This window comes from Euhalothece natronophila Z-M001, from assembly GCF_007904085.1.
Classification (GTDB): Bacteria; Cyanobacteriota; Cyanobacteriia; order Cyanobacteriales; family Rubidibacteraceae; genus Halothece; species Halothece natronophila.
Genome location: NZ_CP042326.1, coordinates 1,565,166 through 1,580,600, shown reverse-complemented (window position 1 = coordinate 1,580,600; position 15,435 = coordinate 1,565,166). Strand labels below are relative to the sequence as shown.

16 protein-coding genes are annotated in these 15,435 nt (G+C 40.7%); 3 read left to right on the top strand and 13 right to left on the bottom strand.

Features of this window, described 5'->3' with window-relative positions:
• Nucleotides 1-211: 211 nt before the first annotated feature.
• Nucleotides 212-742, bottom strand: a complete 531-nt coding sequence (locus FRE64_RS07570) for a hypothetical protein (protein ID WP_146295408.1) — start codon at nt 740-742, stop codon at nt 212-214.
• Between the two features lie 132 nt (nt 743-874).
• Here FRE64_RS07570 and FRE64_RS07565 point away from each other — a divergent pair, with 132 nt between their 5' ends.
• A complete protein-coding gene (locus FRE64_RS07565) occupies nt 875-1,717 on the top strand; it encodes a hypothetical protein (protein WP_146295407.1) in 843 nt (280 codons plus the stop codon).
• On the opposite strand, the gene FRE64_RS07560 is transcribed toward FRE64_RS07565, so the two are convergent.
• From FRE64_RS07560 to FRE64_RS07540, 4 genes are all read right to left on the bottom strand, one after another.
• Nucleotides 1,683-2,699: a tyrosine-type recombinase/integrase gene (locus tag FRE64_RS07560; RefSeq protein ID WP_146295406.1), complete on the bottom strand. Its 1,017-nt coding sequence runs from the start codon at nt 2,697-2,699 to the stop codon at nt 1,683-1,685. The two genes, FRE64_RS07565 and FRE64_RS07560, sit on opposite strands and share 35 nt — an antisense overlap.
• Nucleotides 2,700-2,709: 10 nt before the next feature.
• Nucleotides 2,710-3,060: a type II toxin-antitoxin system PemK/MazF family toxin gene (locus FRE64_RS07555; RefSeq protein WP_146295405.1), complete on the bottom strand. Its 351-nt coding sequence runs from the start codon at nt 3,058-3,060 to the stop codon at nt 2,710-2,712.
• The gene (locus tag FRE64_RS07550; RefSeq protein WP_146295404.1) at nt 3,053-3,283 is read right to left on the bottom strand and encodes a ribbon-helix-helix protein, CopG family; all 231 of its coding nucleotides are present in this window, start codon (nt 3,281-3,283) and stop codon (nt 3,053-3,055) included. Before FRE64_RS07550 ends, FRE64_RS07555 begins: the two co-directional genes overlap by 8 nt.
• 190 nt (nt 3,284-3,473) lie before the next feature.
• Nucleotides 3,474-5,093 (bottom strand): BCCT family transporter, encoded by a 1,620-nt coding sequence (locus FRE64_RS07540; protein WP_146295403.1) that lies wholly within the window; start codon nt 5,091-5,093, stop codon nt 3,474-3,476.
• A gap of 332 nt (nt 5,094-5,425) precedes the next feature.
• On the opposite strand from FRE64_RS07540, the gene FRE64_RS07535 reads away from it, so the two are divergent.
• Nucleotides 5,426-6,379, top strand: a complete 954-nt coding sequence (locus FRE64_RS07535) for an NAD-dependent epimerase/dehydratase family protein (protein ID WP_146295402.1) — start codon at nt 5,426-5,428, stop codon at nt 6,377-6,379.
• Nucleotides 6,380-6,390: 11 nt separating this feature from the next.
• On the opposite strand, the gene trmB is transcribed toward FRE64_RS07535, so the two are convergent.
• From trmB to acpP, 7 genes are all read right to left on the bottom strand, one after another.
• Nucleotides 6,391-7,029 carry a tRNA (guanosine(46)-N7)-methyltransferase TrmB gene (trmB, locus tag FRE64_RS07530; protein WP_146295401.1) on the bottom strand — a complete coding sequence of 213 codons (639 nt, stop codon included), beginning with the start codon at nt 7,027-7,029 and terminating at the stop codon, nt 6,391-6,393.
• 157 nt (nt 7,030-7,186) lie between these two features.
• Nucleotides 7,187-7,471, bottom strand: a complete 285-nt coding sequence (locus tag FRE64_RS07525; protein ID WP_146295400.1) for a DUF3288 family protein — start codon at nt 7,469-7,471, stop codon at nt 7,187-7,189.
• Nucleotides 7,440-7,856: an arsenate reductase, glutathione/glutaredoxin type gene (gene arsC / locus FRE64_RS07520; protein WP_146295399.1), complete on the bottom strand. Its 417-nt coding sequence runs from the start codon at nt 7,854-7,856 to the stop codon at nt 7,440-7,442. The genes FRE64_RS07525 and arsC overlap by 32 nt, the downstream gene beginning before the upstream one ends.
• A 17-nt stretch (nt 7,857-7,873) precedes the next feature.
• Nucleotides 7,874-8,515 (bottom strand): arsenical resistance protein ArsH, encoded by a 642-nt coding sequence (arsH, locus tag FRE64_RS07515; protein WP_146295398.1) that lies wholly within the window; start codon nt 8,513-8,515, stop codon nt 7,874-7,876.
• Nucleotides 8,512-9,675 (bottom strand): ACR3 family arsenite efflux transporter, encoded by a 1,164-nt coding sequence (gene arsB / locus FRE64_RS07510; RefSeq protein WP_146295397.1) that lies wholly within the window; start codon nt 9,673-9,675, stop codon nt 8,512-8,514. The genes arsH and arsB overlap by 4 nt, the downstream gene beginning before the upstream one ends.
• Nucleotides 9,676-9,801: 126 nt before the next feature.
• The gene (locus tag FRE64_RS07505) at nt 9,802-10,365 is read right to left on the bottom strand and encodes a Uma2 family endonuclease (RefSeq protein ID WP_146295396.1); all 564 of its coding nucleotides are present in this window, start codon (nt 10,363-10,365) and stop codon (nt 9,802-9,804) included.
• 71 nt (nt 10,366-10,436) lie between these two features.
• The gene (gene acpP, locus FRE64_RS17845) at nt 10,437-12,011 is read right to left on the bottom strand and encodes an acyl carrier protein (RefSeq protein WP_186709008.1); all 1,575 of its coding nucleotides are present in this window, start codon (nt 12,009-12,011) and stop codon (nt 10,437-10,439) included.
• A 322-nt stretch (nt 12,012-12,333) separates the two neighbouring features.
• On the opposite strand from acpP, the gene FRE64_RS07485 reads away from it, so the two are divergent.
• Nucleotides 12,334-12,789, top strand: coding sequence for a 2TM domain-containing protein (locus FRE64_RS07485; protein ID WP_146295395.1), 456 nt, complete (start codon nt 12,334-12,336; stop codon nt 12,787-12,789).
• Here the strand turns inward: FRE64_RS07485 and mutS are convergent.
• Nucleotides 12,786-15,395 carry a DNA mismatch repair protein MutS gene (gene mutS, locus FRE64_RS07480; protein ID WP_146295394.1) on the bottom strand — a complete coding sequence of 870 codons (2,610 nt, stop codon included), beginning with the start codon at nt 15,393-15,395 and terminating at the stop codon, nt 12,786-12,788. The genes FRE64_RS07485 and mutS overlap by 4 nt on opposite strands.
• Between the last annotated feature and the right edge of the window lie 40 nt (nt 15,396-15,435).

The window sequence follows — 15,435 nt, the reverse complement described above, 5'->3', positions numbered from 1 at the left end:
GATTATGACATAACTTTAATCCTATTGATGCTGATGATTTGCCAACTGTATATATTGATCAAGCCGACGGCATAAAAAACCGCATTGAATCCCACTATAATAAGAAAGATTTCTGGCATTTTTTACAAGATGTATAATAAGGATGAGACTGAATTAAGTTATACTGTTAGTTTTTTTGTTATGTATATTACTTTACTTAATTAATAAATTTTTAATTTGTAGTTCGTAGGAACTCGTTAATTGTTCTATTGATTTGTTGTTTGTATCTTGGTGATCCTGATATGTCTAATTTTAATCTTGCGCCTGATTTAAAAATTAGATAATTAATATATCTTGTTGTAGTTGTCGTTGTATTAGCTGTTTGAGTTGCTTCTTTTTTTGTTATAGTTTTAGCTTCTCTAATTTCTGAAAGTTCGTATGATTCATTTATATCTCTTTCTAAAGAAAAAGGAGTTTGTTTAATTAAGAATATTTTTTCTGAATTTTTGTCGAAAATACAGCCAACTTTAAAATAATATTTGAGTATCTCTTTAGTGTAAAATCCTCCTGCAAGTATAAAGAAAATCCCAAATGCTATAAGTTCTATTCGATTGCTTTCACTTAATATACCTAGTATAATTGTTATAATTCCTATTATTGTTATTGTTCCACTTAATACTACTATTCCTTCTCGTCTCCATGAGAATCTAGTATTAGGATGTTCTAGTCTTAGTTCTTTTGATGTATTTTTTGTAATTTTCATTATTATTAGATTATTTATGATTTTATGTTTTATAATATTTTATATTACCATTTTGCACTTTTGGTATCAATATTTTTATGATCTTTATAGTTAAGTTTTGATATTATTATTATTAGTTTTGATTAGTTTGTTATGTATATTACAAAAAAGACTTCCAATAAATTAAGATTGGAGCATTTATTGGCATCTAATGATCTTAAATCAAGGAAAACAAACACAATAGTTGGATCATTATTTGCTATAGGATTAGGAGTATTTATAGCAGGATGGGGGAATACTGTAGTTACTTTGAACTGCGATCGTCAGCATGAGGAGAGTTGTAAGATTACCTCTGGACGTATATTTGGTTTACTTCCAGCTAGGAGTGAGGAAATTCCACTTGATGAACTAGAGAAAGCTAAAGTTGAAGATCGGATTAGCACCAGAAGAAGAACAAGTAGTGGAAGGAGAAGAACAACTGAAAGAACTGTTTACCGAGCGACTCTTATTACTGATCGTGATGAAATTCCTTTAACAGAGACATGGAACTCTCGTTCCTCTTATAGGCATGAACAAGTAGATAAAATTAATGATTTTATAGATAACTCTAATCAAGATTCATTATCTCTAAGTCAAGGTGGTAATAACTGGATACTTTTAGGTTTTGGAGTGTATTTTTTCTTAGCAGGAGTAAGGAATTATTACAAAAATGTTAAAAGGGTCAAGTTGCCAGTTGATTGTTTTTTTGATAAAGATTCAGGGAAAATGTTTTTGACTAAACAAAGCCCTTCTTCTAATAAAACTGAGACTGAATCATATCCTCTTGACCAAATTAAACAAGCTGAAATTGTTAGTACCAGAAAGAGTGGTACTAATGTTCACTTAGTTCTGCAATCGGGTAAAAATATCAAGTTAGATATATGGGGATCAGAGAATAATAAACAGGAAATTGTTGAATCTATTAATCATTTTCTTCAAATTGATAATAATGCTTAGTTGTTTCGGGATAAGGAACATGGAGTCGTCCCACAGCATCCTGTTTAACGGCTTCTCCCCGTAGATTGTACTTAGCAGTAGTTGCCGGATCAGCGTGTCCCACTAACTGCTGTACCGTTAGCAAATCCGTTGTATTTAATAAATTACTAATAAAAGTCCGTCTGAAATCATGAGGAGTAAAAGGAGGGACACCAGCTTGGGCGGCGCGTTTTTGTAACACATTCATCACCACCTGATCATTCATATATCGGATTTCAACCTTCCCATAGCGTTGAACCGGACATAACAACGCCCCTGGAGCTTCTCCCCGAACCTGTAACCAATCCCAAACCGCCCTTAACGCCCCTTCTGGCAAATAAGTCATGCGGTCTTCATTCCCCTTCCCCTGACGAACCATTAACCCCCTAGTTTTCAGATTCAAATCTTCAAGACTCACCGCCACCACCTCCGCCCGTCTCAATCCTCCCATCAAAATCCCAATCATTGCCGCATCTCGTTTTCCCCCTGGGGAATTCTCTTCCAAACAAACTCGGAACAGTGCTATAATTTCCGACTCCTCTAACATCCGCCCCTTCGGTAACGTTTTCCCTCGAATATTGGGCAAATCCACCGCATCCGCATACTCCTCCCAAGGCATTAACTTCAGCCGTTTAGCCTCCTTAAGCGTTCGCCGTAGCGCACATAACATCCGATTCGCCGTAGCAGGAGAATACTTTTCCATTAAAACGGATCGTAAGGCAACGGTTTGGGGATAACGAAGTTTAGACCAATCTAAAGTAAAAGCATCACAGCGTCCTTGAGTTAAAATCCCCGCGAGACAATTTAGCGCCTGACGCATGGTTCTACGCGATCGCGGCGCGAGTTGAGACAAATAGACGGCGGCGGGATGATGAGTCAAGGGCAAAGGAGTTTCCATCGCCAGCGGACAGTCTCGAACTACTCTCGCCTCAGCTTGTACTATTTCTTGCCCCAATTCATCCATTGTTTTTCCTCTATTTATATCGTCCCAAAGCAATCAGCACCGCCTCTTGAATCTGAAACAAGTAATCAGAAGCAATCACCCCACCATAGGGACCCCGCGCCAATAAAGTTTTCTTTAACGTCGTAATGCGGTCACACATAGCGATAGAATCCACCGCTAACCCTCCTTCTCCCTTCGGGACTCGTACGCGGGTCGGTGGAACTCTGTTTGCCTCAGATGTGAAAGGAACTGCTAACACGGTACTGCTGTACTGATTGCGGATATTTTCAGAGACAATCACCCAAGGGCGTTTTTTGCTCTCCCCACTGCTAGAAACTGCTTTGAACAGATAAACCTCTCCCTGTAAAACCTGTTCACTCATCAGAAACTGCCGCCTCGATATTCATCTGGGCAATCTCCGTAGCATACTCCTCATCTGCAGTTTCTTCATGTTGAGAGTAAAATTGCTCTAACTCTTTTTCAACGAGAAAACTTTGGTAATGGCGTAGAGCTTCTTCTAAAAGCTGCGATCGCGTCATTCCTGTTTCCTCTTCCAGTTTGGCTAACAGTTGGGAGTCCACCGTTGCTGAGACTTTGGTTTTCATGACTCTCACCTCCTTAAGGTAGGATAACTTATCTTACCTTGTGAGAGTCACCATTTTTTACTCATTCTGTAGCAGAGAGAGACAATTCCCTTTCGTTAAAAAAATCAAAGGAGACGTATTAATTGCTGGAAATTCAGCCATAACTGCTTCATCTTTATTGCTTTCCTTCTCATCATAATGAAATCAGTAATTACCCTACATCAAACTCTAGTTCTCGTAACTCTTGCCCTAAGCCACGATTTAAGCTGTAGCACATCACTAATAACAGGAAGGCAAACGGCAAACCTGTGGTAATTGCTGCCGTTTGTAGGGCGATTAATCCTTCTTCGCCACCACCAATTAACAATGCTGCAGCAACAACCCCTTCCATGATCGCCCAGAAAACCCGTTGGGTAACAGGCGAGTCTAACTTACCGCCAGAGGTGAGGTTATCCACTACTAACGAACCTGAGTCAGAGGAAGTCACAAAGAACACCGTTACGAGAGTAATCGCAATCAGAGAGCTTATTAGTACTAATGGTAGGTTTTCTAGCATGACAAACATTCCTACTGATACATCATCCCCAATTGGGCCCACCATATCAGCAACACCATTTAGCTCTAAATTAAGCGCCGCTCCGCCCATAGCTGATAGCCAAAGGAAAGATAGCAGAGACGGAATAATCAGAACGCCCATCACAAATTCTCGAATCGTTCTTCCTCTGGAAACCCGAGCAATAAACATTCCCACGAAAGGAGACCAAGAAATCCACCAGCCCCAATAGAAAATTGTCCAAGCGTTTTGCCAGCCTCCCTCGCCATCTTCAAAGGATTCTGTCCAAAAACTAAGCATCGGGAAGCGAGCAATATAATTACCCAAATTTTGAACCAAAGTGTCAAAGATAAATAGAGTGGGGCCAACAATAATAACAAAGCCCATAAAAACAGCCGCCACAACCAGATTTAATTCACTGAGGCGACGTACCCCACCGTCTAACCCAGCAACAACTGAGAGTGTGGCAAATCCCGTAATTACAGCAATTAAAATAACTTGGGTGGTAACATTCGTGGGAATCGCCTCAAAAAGGAACCCAATTCCAGTTGCTACTTGTTGCACTCCCAGTCCTAATGAGGTGGCTAAACCAAATAAGTTGGCAACCACTGCCAAAATATCAATGATGTCACCGGGAATTCCGTAAATCCTCTCCCCAATTAAAGGATAAAAGATAGAGCGCATGGTCAAGGGCAGACCGCGATTAAAGGTAAAAAAGGCAAGCCCTAACCCCACTAAGGCATAAAGCCCCCAAGGGTGGAGTCCCCAGTGATAGAAAGTTAGGGTCATGGCAGTTTCCGCTGCTTCTGGAGTTCCTCCTTCTGACCCAAATATTACAGGGGGGTCACTAAAGTGGAATATGGGTTCCCCCACACTCCAGAACATTAAACCAATACCCATTCCGGCGCTGAGTAACATTGCAAACCAAGCAAAGGTAGAAAACTCAGGCTCGGCATCTTGTCCACCGAGGCGAATTCTACCAAACTTGCTAAAGGCAAAGATGATAATTACGCCTAAAAAGATATTGGCAACTAAAACATAAAACCAACCGCCATAACTCGCGATCGCGTCTTGTGCTTCCTCAAAAACAGTTTCTGCTTGTTCTGGAAAAATGATTGTCGGCACAACAAATGCCAAAACAATGATCGCTGAGATAGGAGCAACGACAGGATGAAGGTCAAGCCCCCATTTTTGGAAGTTGGTACTCCCTGGAGTATATCCAGTTTCTTTTTCTAAGAGTTCTTCCTCAAAGTCTTTATTTTTTCCGTTGTCAGCCATACTTTTTTAATAATGTACTTATTTAACTTTTTTTACAATCTTCATCTCCTCACATAACCATTAAGAGAATGATCAAGATTTTCCCTTCTGGCTCTATTTGTTATTAGTTATAGCGAAAAACTCCATTTTCTACCAGTCAGTATTTTATTGATTTGAATCCGCAAGAAGACCCCAACATAATATACAGGTTTTTGGTCGAGTATAGTAGAAACATCGCGATCGCGCAAAATTGTCAAATGTAGAAAGATTTAATTTTTGCCTCTGTAGTCCTTTATTCAGCTTTTGTAGAGGTTATAATTTACTCTTAAGTCATTTCTAGGCAAATATTAGGTATGGGAAAGTATATTGTTACAGGAGCAGCAGGTTTTATTGGTTCTCATCTTGTAGAGGCATTACTCGCTCAAGGCAAAACAGTTATTGGCATTGATGAGTTTAACGATTATTACAATCCACAACTAAAACGCTCAAATATTGCTAGTGCGTTAGAAAATTCCCAGTTTCAACTGATTGAAGAGAATATCTTAAATTTAGATTGGGAGCATCTTCTAACTGATACAGAAGTTGTATTTCATCAAGCCGCCCAAGCTGGGGTAAGAGCAAGTTGGGGACAAACCTTTCATTTCTACACCGAACGTAATCTCAATGCGACACAGGTAATGTTAGAAGCGGCGAAAGAGGCAACAACGTTAACACGATTTGTTTATGCTTCCAGTTCCTCTGTGTATGGCAATGCAGAATGTTTACCCACCCCAGAATCGACTTGTCCACAACCCGTATCTCCTTATGGCATTACCAAGCTAGCAGCAGAACTATTATGCTGGCAATATCATCAATGTTTTGGGGTTCCAGCCACTGCTCTCCGCTATTTTACCGTATATGGCCCCCGTCAGCGTCCAGATATGGCGTTTCATAAGTTTTTAAAAGCCATTACCAAAGATGAAGCGATTTCAATTTATGGGGATGGCTTGCAGACGCGAGATTTTACCTTTATCAGTGACGCGATCGCGGCAAATTTAGCAGCAGCTGAAGCTCCAGAAGCCATTGGAAAACCCTTTAATATTGGTGGGGGTTCTCGGGTTTCTCTCAGTGATGTCATTGATAAAATGGAAGCCATTACAGGGAAAACCATTACTCGTAATTACTTCTCAAAAGCCACTGGAGATGCAAGAGATACGTCTGCTGATATTAGTCAGGCACAGAAGTTACTGGGGTATTCTCCAAAAGTTGATCTTGCTACAGGATTAAGTCAAGAATGGGAGTGGATGCAGAAACTTATGGCAATTTAATAAGATAGTTCCTACTGACGACAAAACCAAGTGCGATAAACAGGTTCTCCTTGACTAAGAACAGTTGTCTCTCGCTCAGTTGCCACAGGAAAAGGGTTTTCAGCTAATAAAAAGGCGGGAGATTGTATAAATTTAGGGTGAGCGGCAAAATAACGAGTCATTTCCTCGCTAACAAACTGAACATCTGACTGTAAGAAAACCCCACCCTCTTTACTAGGAACTAAATATTGAGCCAAAGTATCCACTAATTCAGGCTGCACGATGCGCCGTTTAGCATGACGCTTTTTGAACCACGGATCAGGAAATTGAATGGTTACTAAATAAAGAGATTTTTTCGGAAGGGAAGATAAGATTGTCGGTAAGGAGACATTCACCTGACAGAAGAGGTAGTGGAGATTAGTAAAGCCTAAGTGATCTCGCTTTAAATTAGCTTCTTCCACTAACGGTTCTCGCACTTCTAACCCTAAATAATTATATTGGGGCTGAGATTCTGCCATTTCAAGCAGAAAACGCCCTCTAGCTGATCCAATATCGAGGAAAAAGGGCTTGTCTAAATCAGCATAAATTTGCTCCCACTTTGGCGGCGTAATGGGAGCTTGATATTTTTGACTGAGGGGGTTAACGTGCTGTCGAACTCGGACTCTCGGCAATCTTATTTCCTTCCTTAATTCCTCTATCTGTCTAGTTTAACAATTGCTTTTTTTGCAAGTTTTATCTTAAATTTCCAGACTTTTAACACACATGAAATCAGTCGATCGGAAATTTATAATTGGTTGGGAAATCATTTAAAAAATATTGCGCTATTGACTAACTCCAATCCTCCTGATCAGTCTCTTCTTTCGTATAAACTCGTCTTTGCTGATGAATTTCGCGGGTTTTTGCAAATAATTCTTCTTCCGTTAAATCCCATTGCTGTAATAATAAATCTAAGTCTCGTTGCAGGGCGTTTGCCCCAGGGAAGTTTTTGTAGCGAATTCGCAGACGGGCTAATTCTGCGAGGTTATAATCGCTCATTTCTCCCTGAAACAAACCCTCAACAATGGCTTTATCTTCTCGTTCTCTAGGATGCTTTTGCTCGCGAGATTGACTCATTGGCAACTAAGGCTTCGACTCTTGCTTTAACTTCATCCCGAACCCGCCGAAAGGTGTCTAAGGGTTGTCCATCAGGATCATCTAATTGCCAATCTTGAAAAACATCTCTCGTCAACCATTCGGGCGGTAAATTGACCCCGCAACCACATAAAGAAATCACAATGTCATAATCTTCAGGATTGTAGGCAGTGACAGGATCAGAGGTTTGATCACTAATATCAATGCCAACTTCTGACATCACCTCAACGGCGGTAGGATGAACTCGTGAGGCTTCTAAACCAGCACTGACCACTTTAATTTTACCGTCTCCGATGGTACGTGCAAACCCTTCTGCCATTTGGGAACGACAGGAATTTCTTTTACAGATAAAAATCACGTTTCTCATGAATCATGTCTCCTAATTTAAGAGGTGGCTTTATTTGCTGTTTCTTTGATTTCTTGCTGGGCTTTTTCTTTACGCTCACTGTAGCGGTCTGTGAGATAATCAACATGATCGCGCATGAGCAGGGTAATTTTATACAGTTCTTCCATAACATCGACAACGCGATCGCGATACCGAGACTCTTTCATCGTTCCATCCTCATGAAACTCCTGATACGCCTTAGCCACAGAAGACTGATTCGGAATCGTAAACATCCGCATCCAACGTCCTAGTAAGCGCATCGTATTGACAGCATTAAAAGACTGAGAACCGCCACTAACCTGCATTAACGCCAAAGTTCTCCCCTGAGTAGGACGTACCGCCCCGATACTTAAAGGAATCCAATCAATTTGATTTTTTAGAATCCCTGTTACATTTCCGTGCATCTCAGGAGAACACCAAACTTGACCTTCTGACCATTGAGAAAGTTCTCGCAGTTTCTGCACTTCAGGGTGAGTTTCCTCAACTTGTCCTCTCACAGGGAGGTGATGGGGATGAAAAAACTTGACTTCTGCGCCAAATCCTTCGATAATGCGGGCAGCTTCTTCTGAGAGTAAACGACTATAAGAGCATTCACGCAAAGATCCATATAGAAATAAAATTCTCGGGGGATGATTGCTCATATATTTTGATAATCTCCTTTAACACAACGAGGATCAAGTAATGTTGCTTTATCAGGTTCACGTCTGAACCAAAAGGCTGTTCTTTTACAGAATTTCACCAGCATTAACATGACAGGGACTTCAATTAGAACGCCCACAACGGTTGCAACAGCAGCGCCAGAGTTTAAGCCAAATAAAATTACGGCTGTAGCAATGGCAACTTCAAAGTGATTACTCGAACCAATTAACGCCGCTGGGGCAGCATCTTCGTAGGAAAATTTGAGTTTCTGGGCAATTAGGTAAGTCAGCCAAAAGATAAAGTTGGTCTGGATAAACAGTGGAACCGCAATTAAGGCGATGTGAAAAGGGTTTTCGACAATGACATCTCCTTGAAAGGCAAAGAGAAGGATTAATGTAAATAATAAAGCTGCGGTGTTAATAGGGCTAAGGTATTTCAAAAAGTAGCGATTAAACCACGCTTCTCCTTTATGCTTAAATATCCAGTAGCGGGTGTACATTCCTGCAGCGAGGGGTAACGCCACATAAACTGCAACGGATAAAAGCATGGTTTCCCAAGGAACAACCATTTCATTGGCTTGTAATAACCAACCTCCCAAGGGGGCGTATAGAAACAACATTGCTAGAGAATTAATGGCAACCATGACGAGGGTATGTCCTTGGTTACTATAGGAAAGATAACCCCACATCAAAACCATGGCGGTACAGGGGGCAATTCCCAGTAAAATCGTTCCAGCGATATAAGAGTCAACTAAAGCAATTTCCTGTCCACCGCGAACAATCTCTGTTCCTTCGATTAAAGGGCGAAAAAGCCACCCTAAAAAGACTTGGGCAAATAGCACCATGCTAAAGGGTTTTACTAGCCAGTTAATTGCTAACGTGAGGAGAACAGGCTTTGGGGTTCGCGCAGCTTCTACGGCTTGGGAAAAGTCAATTTTTACCATGATGGGGTACATCATGAAGAATAAACAGACAGCAATGGGAATGGAGACTTGATAAATACTAATGGCATCTAAAGCCTCGGCAACTTCTGGAAAGGTTCTTCCCAAAATAATGCCCCCAATAATGCAGAAAAATACCCAAACCGTTAGATAGCGTTCAAAAAAACTCAGTTTTCCCCCTGCTTGGGGAGCGTTTTCATTGGTTTGACTGTTAATAGTCATAGGGCTAATGACTGAGGAGTACCCTTTTAATATATCAAAAAAAATTGATATGTCATAATTTGCTATTCGTTATTAGTTCACTTCTGACTTCTTACTTCTCATTGCTTTACAAAGGATAAAGGACATTTAAACTCCCTCATAAATGCCTGATAAAGGCACTTCTACCCCAACAGAGTCTAACTGCATAACATCGGTTAAGTCTTCCAAAATATACAGACTCCATTGTTTAGCCGTTCCGCGTCGATAAACCATTACCAGCGATTGATCTTGATCCACCAGCACATATTCTTGCAGGCTATCTAAAGTTCGGTAAAAGCTAAATTTTTCCCCTTGATCATAATTCCGTGTCGAATTCGATAACACTTCAATAATGACCACAGGATTAGTTACCGTGCTTTGATTCTGCCCATAATACACAGGATCACCTGCCAAAACCATCAAATCAGGATAAGTAAAAACATTTACTGATGGAAGCCACAACTTGACATTTTCCATGTAAACAGGAGCCTTCTTTTCTTTTAAGGCAAGGCGTAAAGCAATATAAAGATTCCCCGTAATCAGATTATGCTTTGTTGTTCCCCCTGCCATCGGTACAACTTCCCCATTAATAAACTCATGACGGGTTTCTGCTTCTGCCTCAATTTCCAGATATTCTTCTGGTGTGTAAACCTTTTGCCTTAACTGTGTCATGCTCAATTACCTCTTTTACCAACTGGAAGCGCGATCGTATTTTCCATGCGGTGATGCTTTGATTACAACTATTATTGACCAGCTAATCTTTTGTTAGCAGCCTCTCGTACTGCTTTGTTACTATCTTGTGCTAATGCTGAGAGAATCGCCTTTGGTGTATTGGGGTTTTTGGCGACTTCAAGACGTACCTTCCAATCATCATCCCGAGCTAATTGCTTTAAGATTTCAATGGATGTATTAGGATGAGGTGCTATTTCTTTTCGGTTACTATAGGGAATTACCCAATCAGGATTGAGACGAATTGCCTCATTATAATCAGCGATCGCGCCTTCTAAATCTCCTTGCTGAAGGCGAGCATTTCCTCGGTTCAAGTAGGCAATTACGTCATTAGGATTTGGAGATTCTGATTTATTTAGCTTATATTTACTATTTTGATTTAGGGGTTTCTCTCTAACTGGTTGTCTTTCCTGAATATAATCAACAGCGGCTTGAACTGTGGCAATTTGTTCGGCTGCTTCATCGGGAATTTCGAGATCAAACTCTTCTTCTAATGCCATGACTAATTCCACCACATCAAGCGAATCAGCACCTAAATCTTTTGCAAATCTCGATTCCGGCTTAATAGTGTTTTTATCTTCAATTTCTAGCTGTTCGGCAACAATAGATTGGATTTTTAAAAATATTTCTTGCTTCTTGTTATCTACAAATTCAACCACACCTGGTTGATTATCTAAATTTTTCTCTTTGCTGTTTCCTGAGGATTTTGATGTTGTTGATAATAAGCTTAGTAATTCATCAACCGACTGATAACGTTTTTTATAAGCTGGCGTAATTAAGTTATCTAAAATCGTTGCTAATTCTTCACTAATTGTCTGCTCGACTAAATAATCTCGCCACACCCAACTATTCTCACCAGCATCAAATAAATTGAAGGGTTCAACTCCTGTTAATAGATGCAGACAAGTTACCCCTAAGCTATACAAATCACTATTGTATTGAGCTTTTCCTTTTAATTGTTCAGGAGCAATATATTGTGCTGAACCAATCACGGTTCCTGTCACTGATAACAAACGAGTATTATCGACTGCTTTGGCAGCTCCAAAGTCAACTAAAAATAATTTTTGGTCTCGTTCCCTAATAATAATGTTGTCTGGTTTAATGTCACGATGAATGACTTTGTTTTCATGGACAAATTTTAAGATAGAAAGGACTTCACTTAATAAGGAACGAATTTGCGATTCCTTAAACGCTCCTTTAGTTTCTAACTCTTCTCGGAGGTTATTCCCATTAACAAATTCTTGCACTAAGTATTGGCGTTCTTGTTCACTAAAAAACGCTAATAACTCAGGAATCTGCGGATGTTGCCCCAACTGATCTAAGGTTTCTCCTTCTTTCGTAAAAAGTTCCGAGGCTCTTTTTAAGTTATCGGTTCCTTGTCCTTGCGGTAAAGACTGTTTAATGACGCAATAAGGTTTAGAAGGTTTATCTTCATCAATTGCTTTAAAAGTTCGTCCAAATCCACCTTGACCAATGATTTTTAAGGCTCGATAGCGCGATCGTAATAAGAGGGAACTACCACATTTTTTACAGTACGGATCACCTTTGGAGTTAACCGCTAAACAGTTAGGATTTAAACACTGGCTCATGGCTGATCAATTACCACTTTCCTCATCAAACGAGAGATAAATCTAGTTTAGCAACAATTTCTGTCACTTCCTGATGAAAATTGCGCTTGATATTAGTTCGAGTAATACTTTATCGTCATTTCTATTAGTCTTTTCTATCATTCTCTTGAATTTACATTTCTTAACCCACATTCCGCGCCTAGAATAACTTGTCTCTATCCCTAATTTTCCTAGATTAAGTTTGTGTAATCTAAATAACTTGTTAATATTTGATTATCATAACAACCTATCCTAGCGCATTACATCGCATATATATCAGCGTTATTAAATAGGAGAAAAGCCAATGACTGCTTCTAACGAGAATCCTGACAATATTCCCTCTTACAGTCAGGAGGAAGTGCAAGAAATTCTACAAAACGCGATTGTGCGAAAAGTTGATAACCAAGATCACTTTACTTATGAACAACTCTCGGAAATGGCAAAAGAGTTAGATATTTCCCCAGAAACCTTAAAAGTCGCGGAGGAAAACTGGCAACAACAAAAAACAGAATTACAACAACGACAAGCATTTGATAAACATCGTTGGCAAAAGATTAAACGCCGTTGGGAAGGATATTTAATTTTTAATGCTTTTCTCGTTACCCTGAATTTAATTACGGCTGGAACAGTTTCTTGGGCAGTATATCCTTTAGCTTTTTTTGGCTTGGGCTTAGTTTATGACACATGGGAAACTTCTAGGTTAGAAGGGGAAAAATACGATCGCGCTTTAGAAAAATGGCAAAAGAAAAAATCCGCTTAAGTCTCAAAGATATCTAACTGATCCGTTTTTTCCGTTTGCTGGGTTAACCCTTTTCTTAATCCCAAAGCAATTTTACTATGTTTTTCAATTTGTCCCATCACTTGTTGAGCGCGAGAAATCACAGTGGGTGGAAGTCCTGCTAATCTTCCTGCTTCAATTCCATAGGATCGATCTGCGCCACCGGGTTGCACTTGATGTAAGAAAATAATTTCGTTTTCCATCTCTTTTACGGTTACTTGATAGTTCGCAACATTCGGCAAAATTGAAGCTAATTCGTTTAATTCGTGATAGTGAGTGGCAAAAATTGTTCTTCCTTGCACCTGTGTAGCAAGGTATTCAGCAACCGCCCAAGCAATAGAAAGTCCATCAAAAGTAGCTGTTCCCCGTCCAATTTCATCTAATAAAATTAGGGAATTCGGGGTAGCATGATTAAGGATATTTGCGGTTTCATTCATTTCTACCATAAATGTCGATTGTCCAGTGGCGAGATCATCCACTGCACCCACTCGGGTAAAAACGCGATCGCTGATTCCTAATTTTGCCTCTTTCGCTGGAACAAAACTGCCAATTTGTGCCATTAATTGAATTAACCCCACTTGTCGCAAATAACAACTTTTTCCGCTAGCATTGGGCCCAGTGAGAATAATTAAATCAGGATTATTGCTTTTTTCCTCAAATCCCATGGCAGTAGAATTAGGAACAAAAAAGCCTGTGGGGAGCGTTTGTTCAACGACAGGGTGTCTTCCCTCTTTAATTTTTAAGCAGCGTCCTTCGATCATTTCGGGGCGACAATAATCATAATACACTGCTAATTCTGCTAATCCTGCTAAGACATCAATCGCCGCCACCGCCCGAGAAATATCCCGAATTTGTTGCGCTTTCTCCCCGACTTCGGCACGTAAGGCAGCAAAAATTTCGTATTCTAGGCGATTTAAGTCATCTTTCGCGGTTAAGATTCGAGTTTCTCGTTCTTTTAATTCCGAGGTGATATAACGTTCTTCGTTGGTTAAAGTTTGTTTGCGAGTATAGTTTTCTGGGGCAAGATCCGCTTTACTGCGAGGAATACTAATAAAATAGCCAAAGGTTTTGTTATAACCCACCTTCAGTTTAGCAATGCCCGTGCGTTCCCGTTCACTGGTTTCTAAATCAGCTAACCATTGTTTATCTTCCTCTAGCGTCTGTTGCATTTGATCCAGTTGTTCATCGACTCCGGGGCGAATTAATCCCCCTTCTCCCAGATGTTGCGGCGGCGATTCTACCAGAGAGTTTAAGATTTTTTCTCCCAATTCTTCTAAGTCAGGGGGAACCGACTGCAACGCCCGTAGAAAAGGCGAATTTCCCTCTTTTACTAAGGCGGCTAAGTCTTTTAAGCGCAACAGCGAATCTGCTAATCCCCGTAAGTCTCTCGCATTGGCAGTTCCAGCCCCGGCACGTCCACTGAGGCGTTCTAAATCATAAATTTGGCGCAAAAGCTGTCGTAAATCATCGCGGAGATTAGTTTGCCGGATTAACTCGCTAATTGTGTCTTGACGGGCAACAATACCTTTAATATCTAATAATGGCTGTAATAACCAGCGACGGAGCGCACGCCCTCCCATAGCGGTACAAGTCCGATCTAATGCCCATAAAAGAGAACCATGATATGTCCCATCTCGCACGGTTTGCACAATTTCTAGGTTACGGCGAGTTTGTTGATCAAGGATTAAATAATCGCTGAGAGTGTAAGTTTTGAGGGTTTGCAGGGGAACTTGATGATTTTTTTGCGTTTCTTCAATATAAAATAAAAGCCCTCCTGCTGCGCGAATGCCAAGGGGGAGATTAGTGCAGCCCATCCCTTCCAGGGAACTAACCCGAAAATAGGTTAAAAGTTGATTTCGCGCTTCTCCTGCACTAAATTGAGTTTGGGAACGTAGGGTATAACAAAAACTATCAGGTAGAAACTCAGGGATACTATCAGAGGTTTCCCCAGGGCGTAACATACTGCCAATATCAGGGGCATTGGTGGGGATAAGAATTTCCGAGGGATGCAGGCGTTGTAATTCCAGAGAAAGGGTTTCTAAGTTTTGGGATTGGGTGGTGTAAAATTCTCCTGTAGAGATATCAGTGTAAGCGAGTCCCCAATGTTGTCCTGCGATAACCACTGCTGCCAGAAAGTTATTGCGTCGGGCGTGAAGCATTCCTTCTTCGGTTAATGTGCCTGGGGTAAGCAGTTTGGTGATTTGACGCTCTACCATGCGTTTTTCGGCAGCCGCTTGGGCGGCATCTTCCACTTGATCACAAACCGCGATCGCGTAACCTTTTTCCACTAACAGCGCCGTATAACGTTCTAAAGCATGATGAGGAACCCCTGTCATGGGAACGCGACCAATTTCCTTTCCTCCTTCTTTACTGGTTAAAACTAATTCTAATTCTTGAGCAACGGTAACCGCATCTTGAAAAAAACACTCAAAGAAGTCTCCGACCCGATACAATAGCAAAACATTGGGATGCTGCTCTTTCACCTCAATATAATGCTGCATCATGGGGGTAAGTTGAGCGCGATCGAGTTTGTGATAATCAGCGTTTTTCATGTAGGCGGGGGTCGCTTTTCCCTGAGACTCCTGCATAATGGTAATTTATTAGTTGTCAGCGTTTCATTCCATCACA

Excerpts from the sequence above, each read along its gene's own strand:
- FRE64_RS07560 (WP_146295406.1), bottom strand. The coding sequence starts at position 2,699 with ATGGATGAATTGGGGCAAGAAATAGTACAAGCTGAGGCGAGAGTAGTT.
- FRE64_RS07485 (WP_146295395.1), top strand. The coding sequence starts at position 12,334 with ATGACTGCTTCTAACGAGAATCCTGACAATATTCCCTCTTACAGTCAG.
- FRE64_RS07565 (WP_146295407.1), top strand. The coding sequence starts at position 875 with ATGTATATTACAAAAAAGACTTCCAATAAATTAAGATTGGAGCATTTA.
- FRE64_RS07540 (WP_146295403.1), bottom strand. The coding sequence starts at position 5,093 with ATGGCTGACAACGGAAAAAATAAAGACTTTGAGGAAGAACTCTTAGAA.
- FRE64_RS07505 (WP_146295396.1), bottom strand. The coding sequence starts at position 10,365 with ATGACACAGTTAAGGCAAAAGGTTTACACACCAGAAGAATATCTGGAA.
- FRE64_RS07525 (WP_146295400.1), bottom strand. The coding sequence starts at position 7,471 with ATGAGTCAATCTCGCGAGCAAAAGCATCCTAGAGAACGAGAAGATAAA.
- arsH (WP_146295398.1), bottom strand. The coding sequence starts at position 8,515 with ATGAGCAATCATCCCCCGAGAATTTTATTTCTATATGGATCTTTGCGT.
- acpP (WP_186709008.1), bottom strand. The coding sequence starts at position 12,011 with ATGAGCCAGTGTTTAAATCCTAACTGTTTAGCGGTTAACTCCAAAGGT.
- FRE64_RS07570 (WP_146295408.1), bottom strand. The coding sequence starts at position 742 with ATGAAAATTACAAAAAATACATCAAAAGAACTAAGACTAGAACATCCT.
- arsB (WP_146295397.1), bottom strand. The coding sequence starts at position 9,675 with ATGACTATTAACAGTCAAACCAATGAAAACGCTCCCCAAGCAGGGGGA.
- mutS (WP_146295394.1), bottom strand. The coding sequence starts at position 15,395 with ATGCAGGAGTCTCAGGGAAAAGCGACCCCCGCCTACATGAAAAACGCT.
- FRE64_RS07550 (WP_146295404.1), bottom strand. The coding sequence starts at position 3,283 with ATGAAAACCAAAGTCTCAGCAACGGTGGACTCCCAACTGTTAGCCAAA.
- FRE64_RS07555 (WP_146295405.1), bottom strand. The coding sequence starts at position 3,060 with ATGAGTGAACAGGTTTTACAGGGAGAGGTTTATCTGTTCAAAGCAGTT.
- arsC (WP_146295399.1), bottom strand. The coding sequence starts at position 7,856 with ATGAGAAACGTGATTTTTATCTGTAAAAGAAATTCCTGTCGTTCCCAA.
- FRE64_RS07535 (WP_146295402.1), top strand. The coding sequence starts at position 5,426 with ATGGGAAAGTATATTGTTACAGGAGCAGCAGGTTTTATTGGTTCTCAT.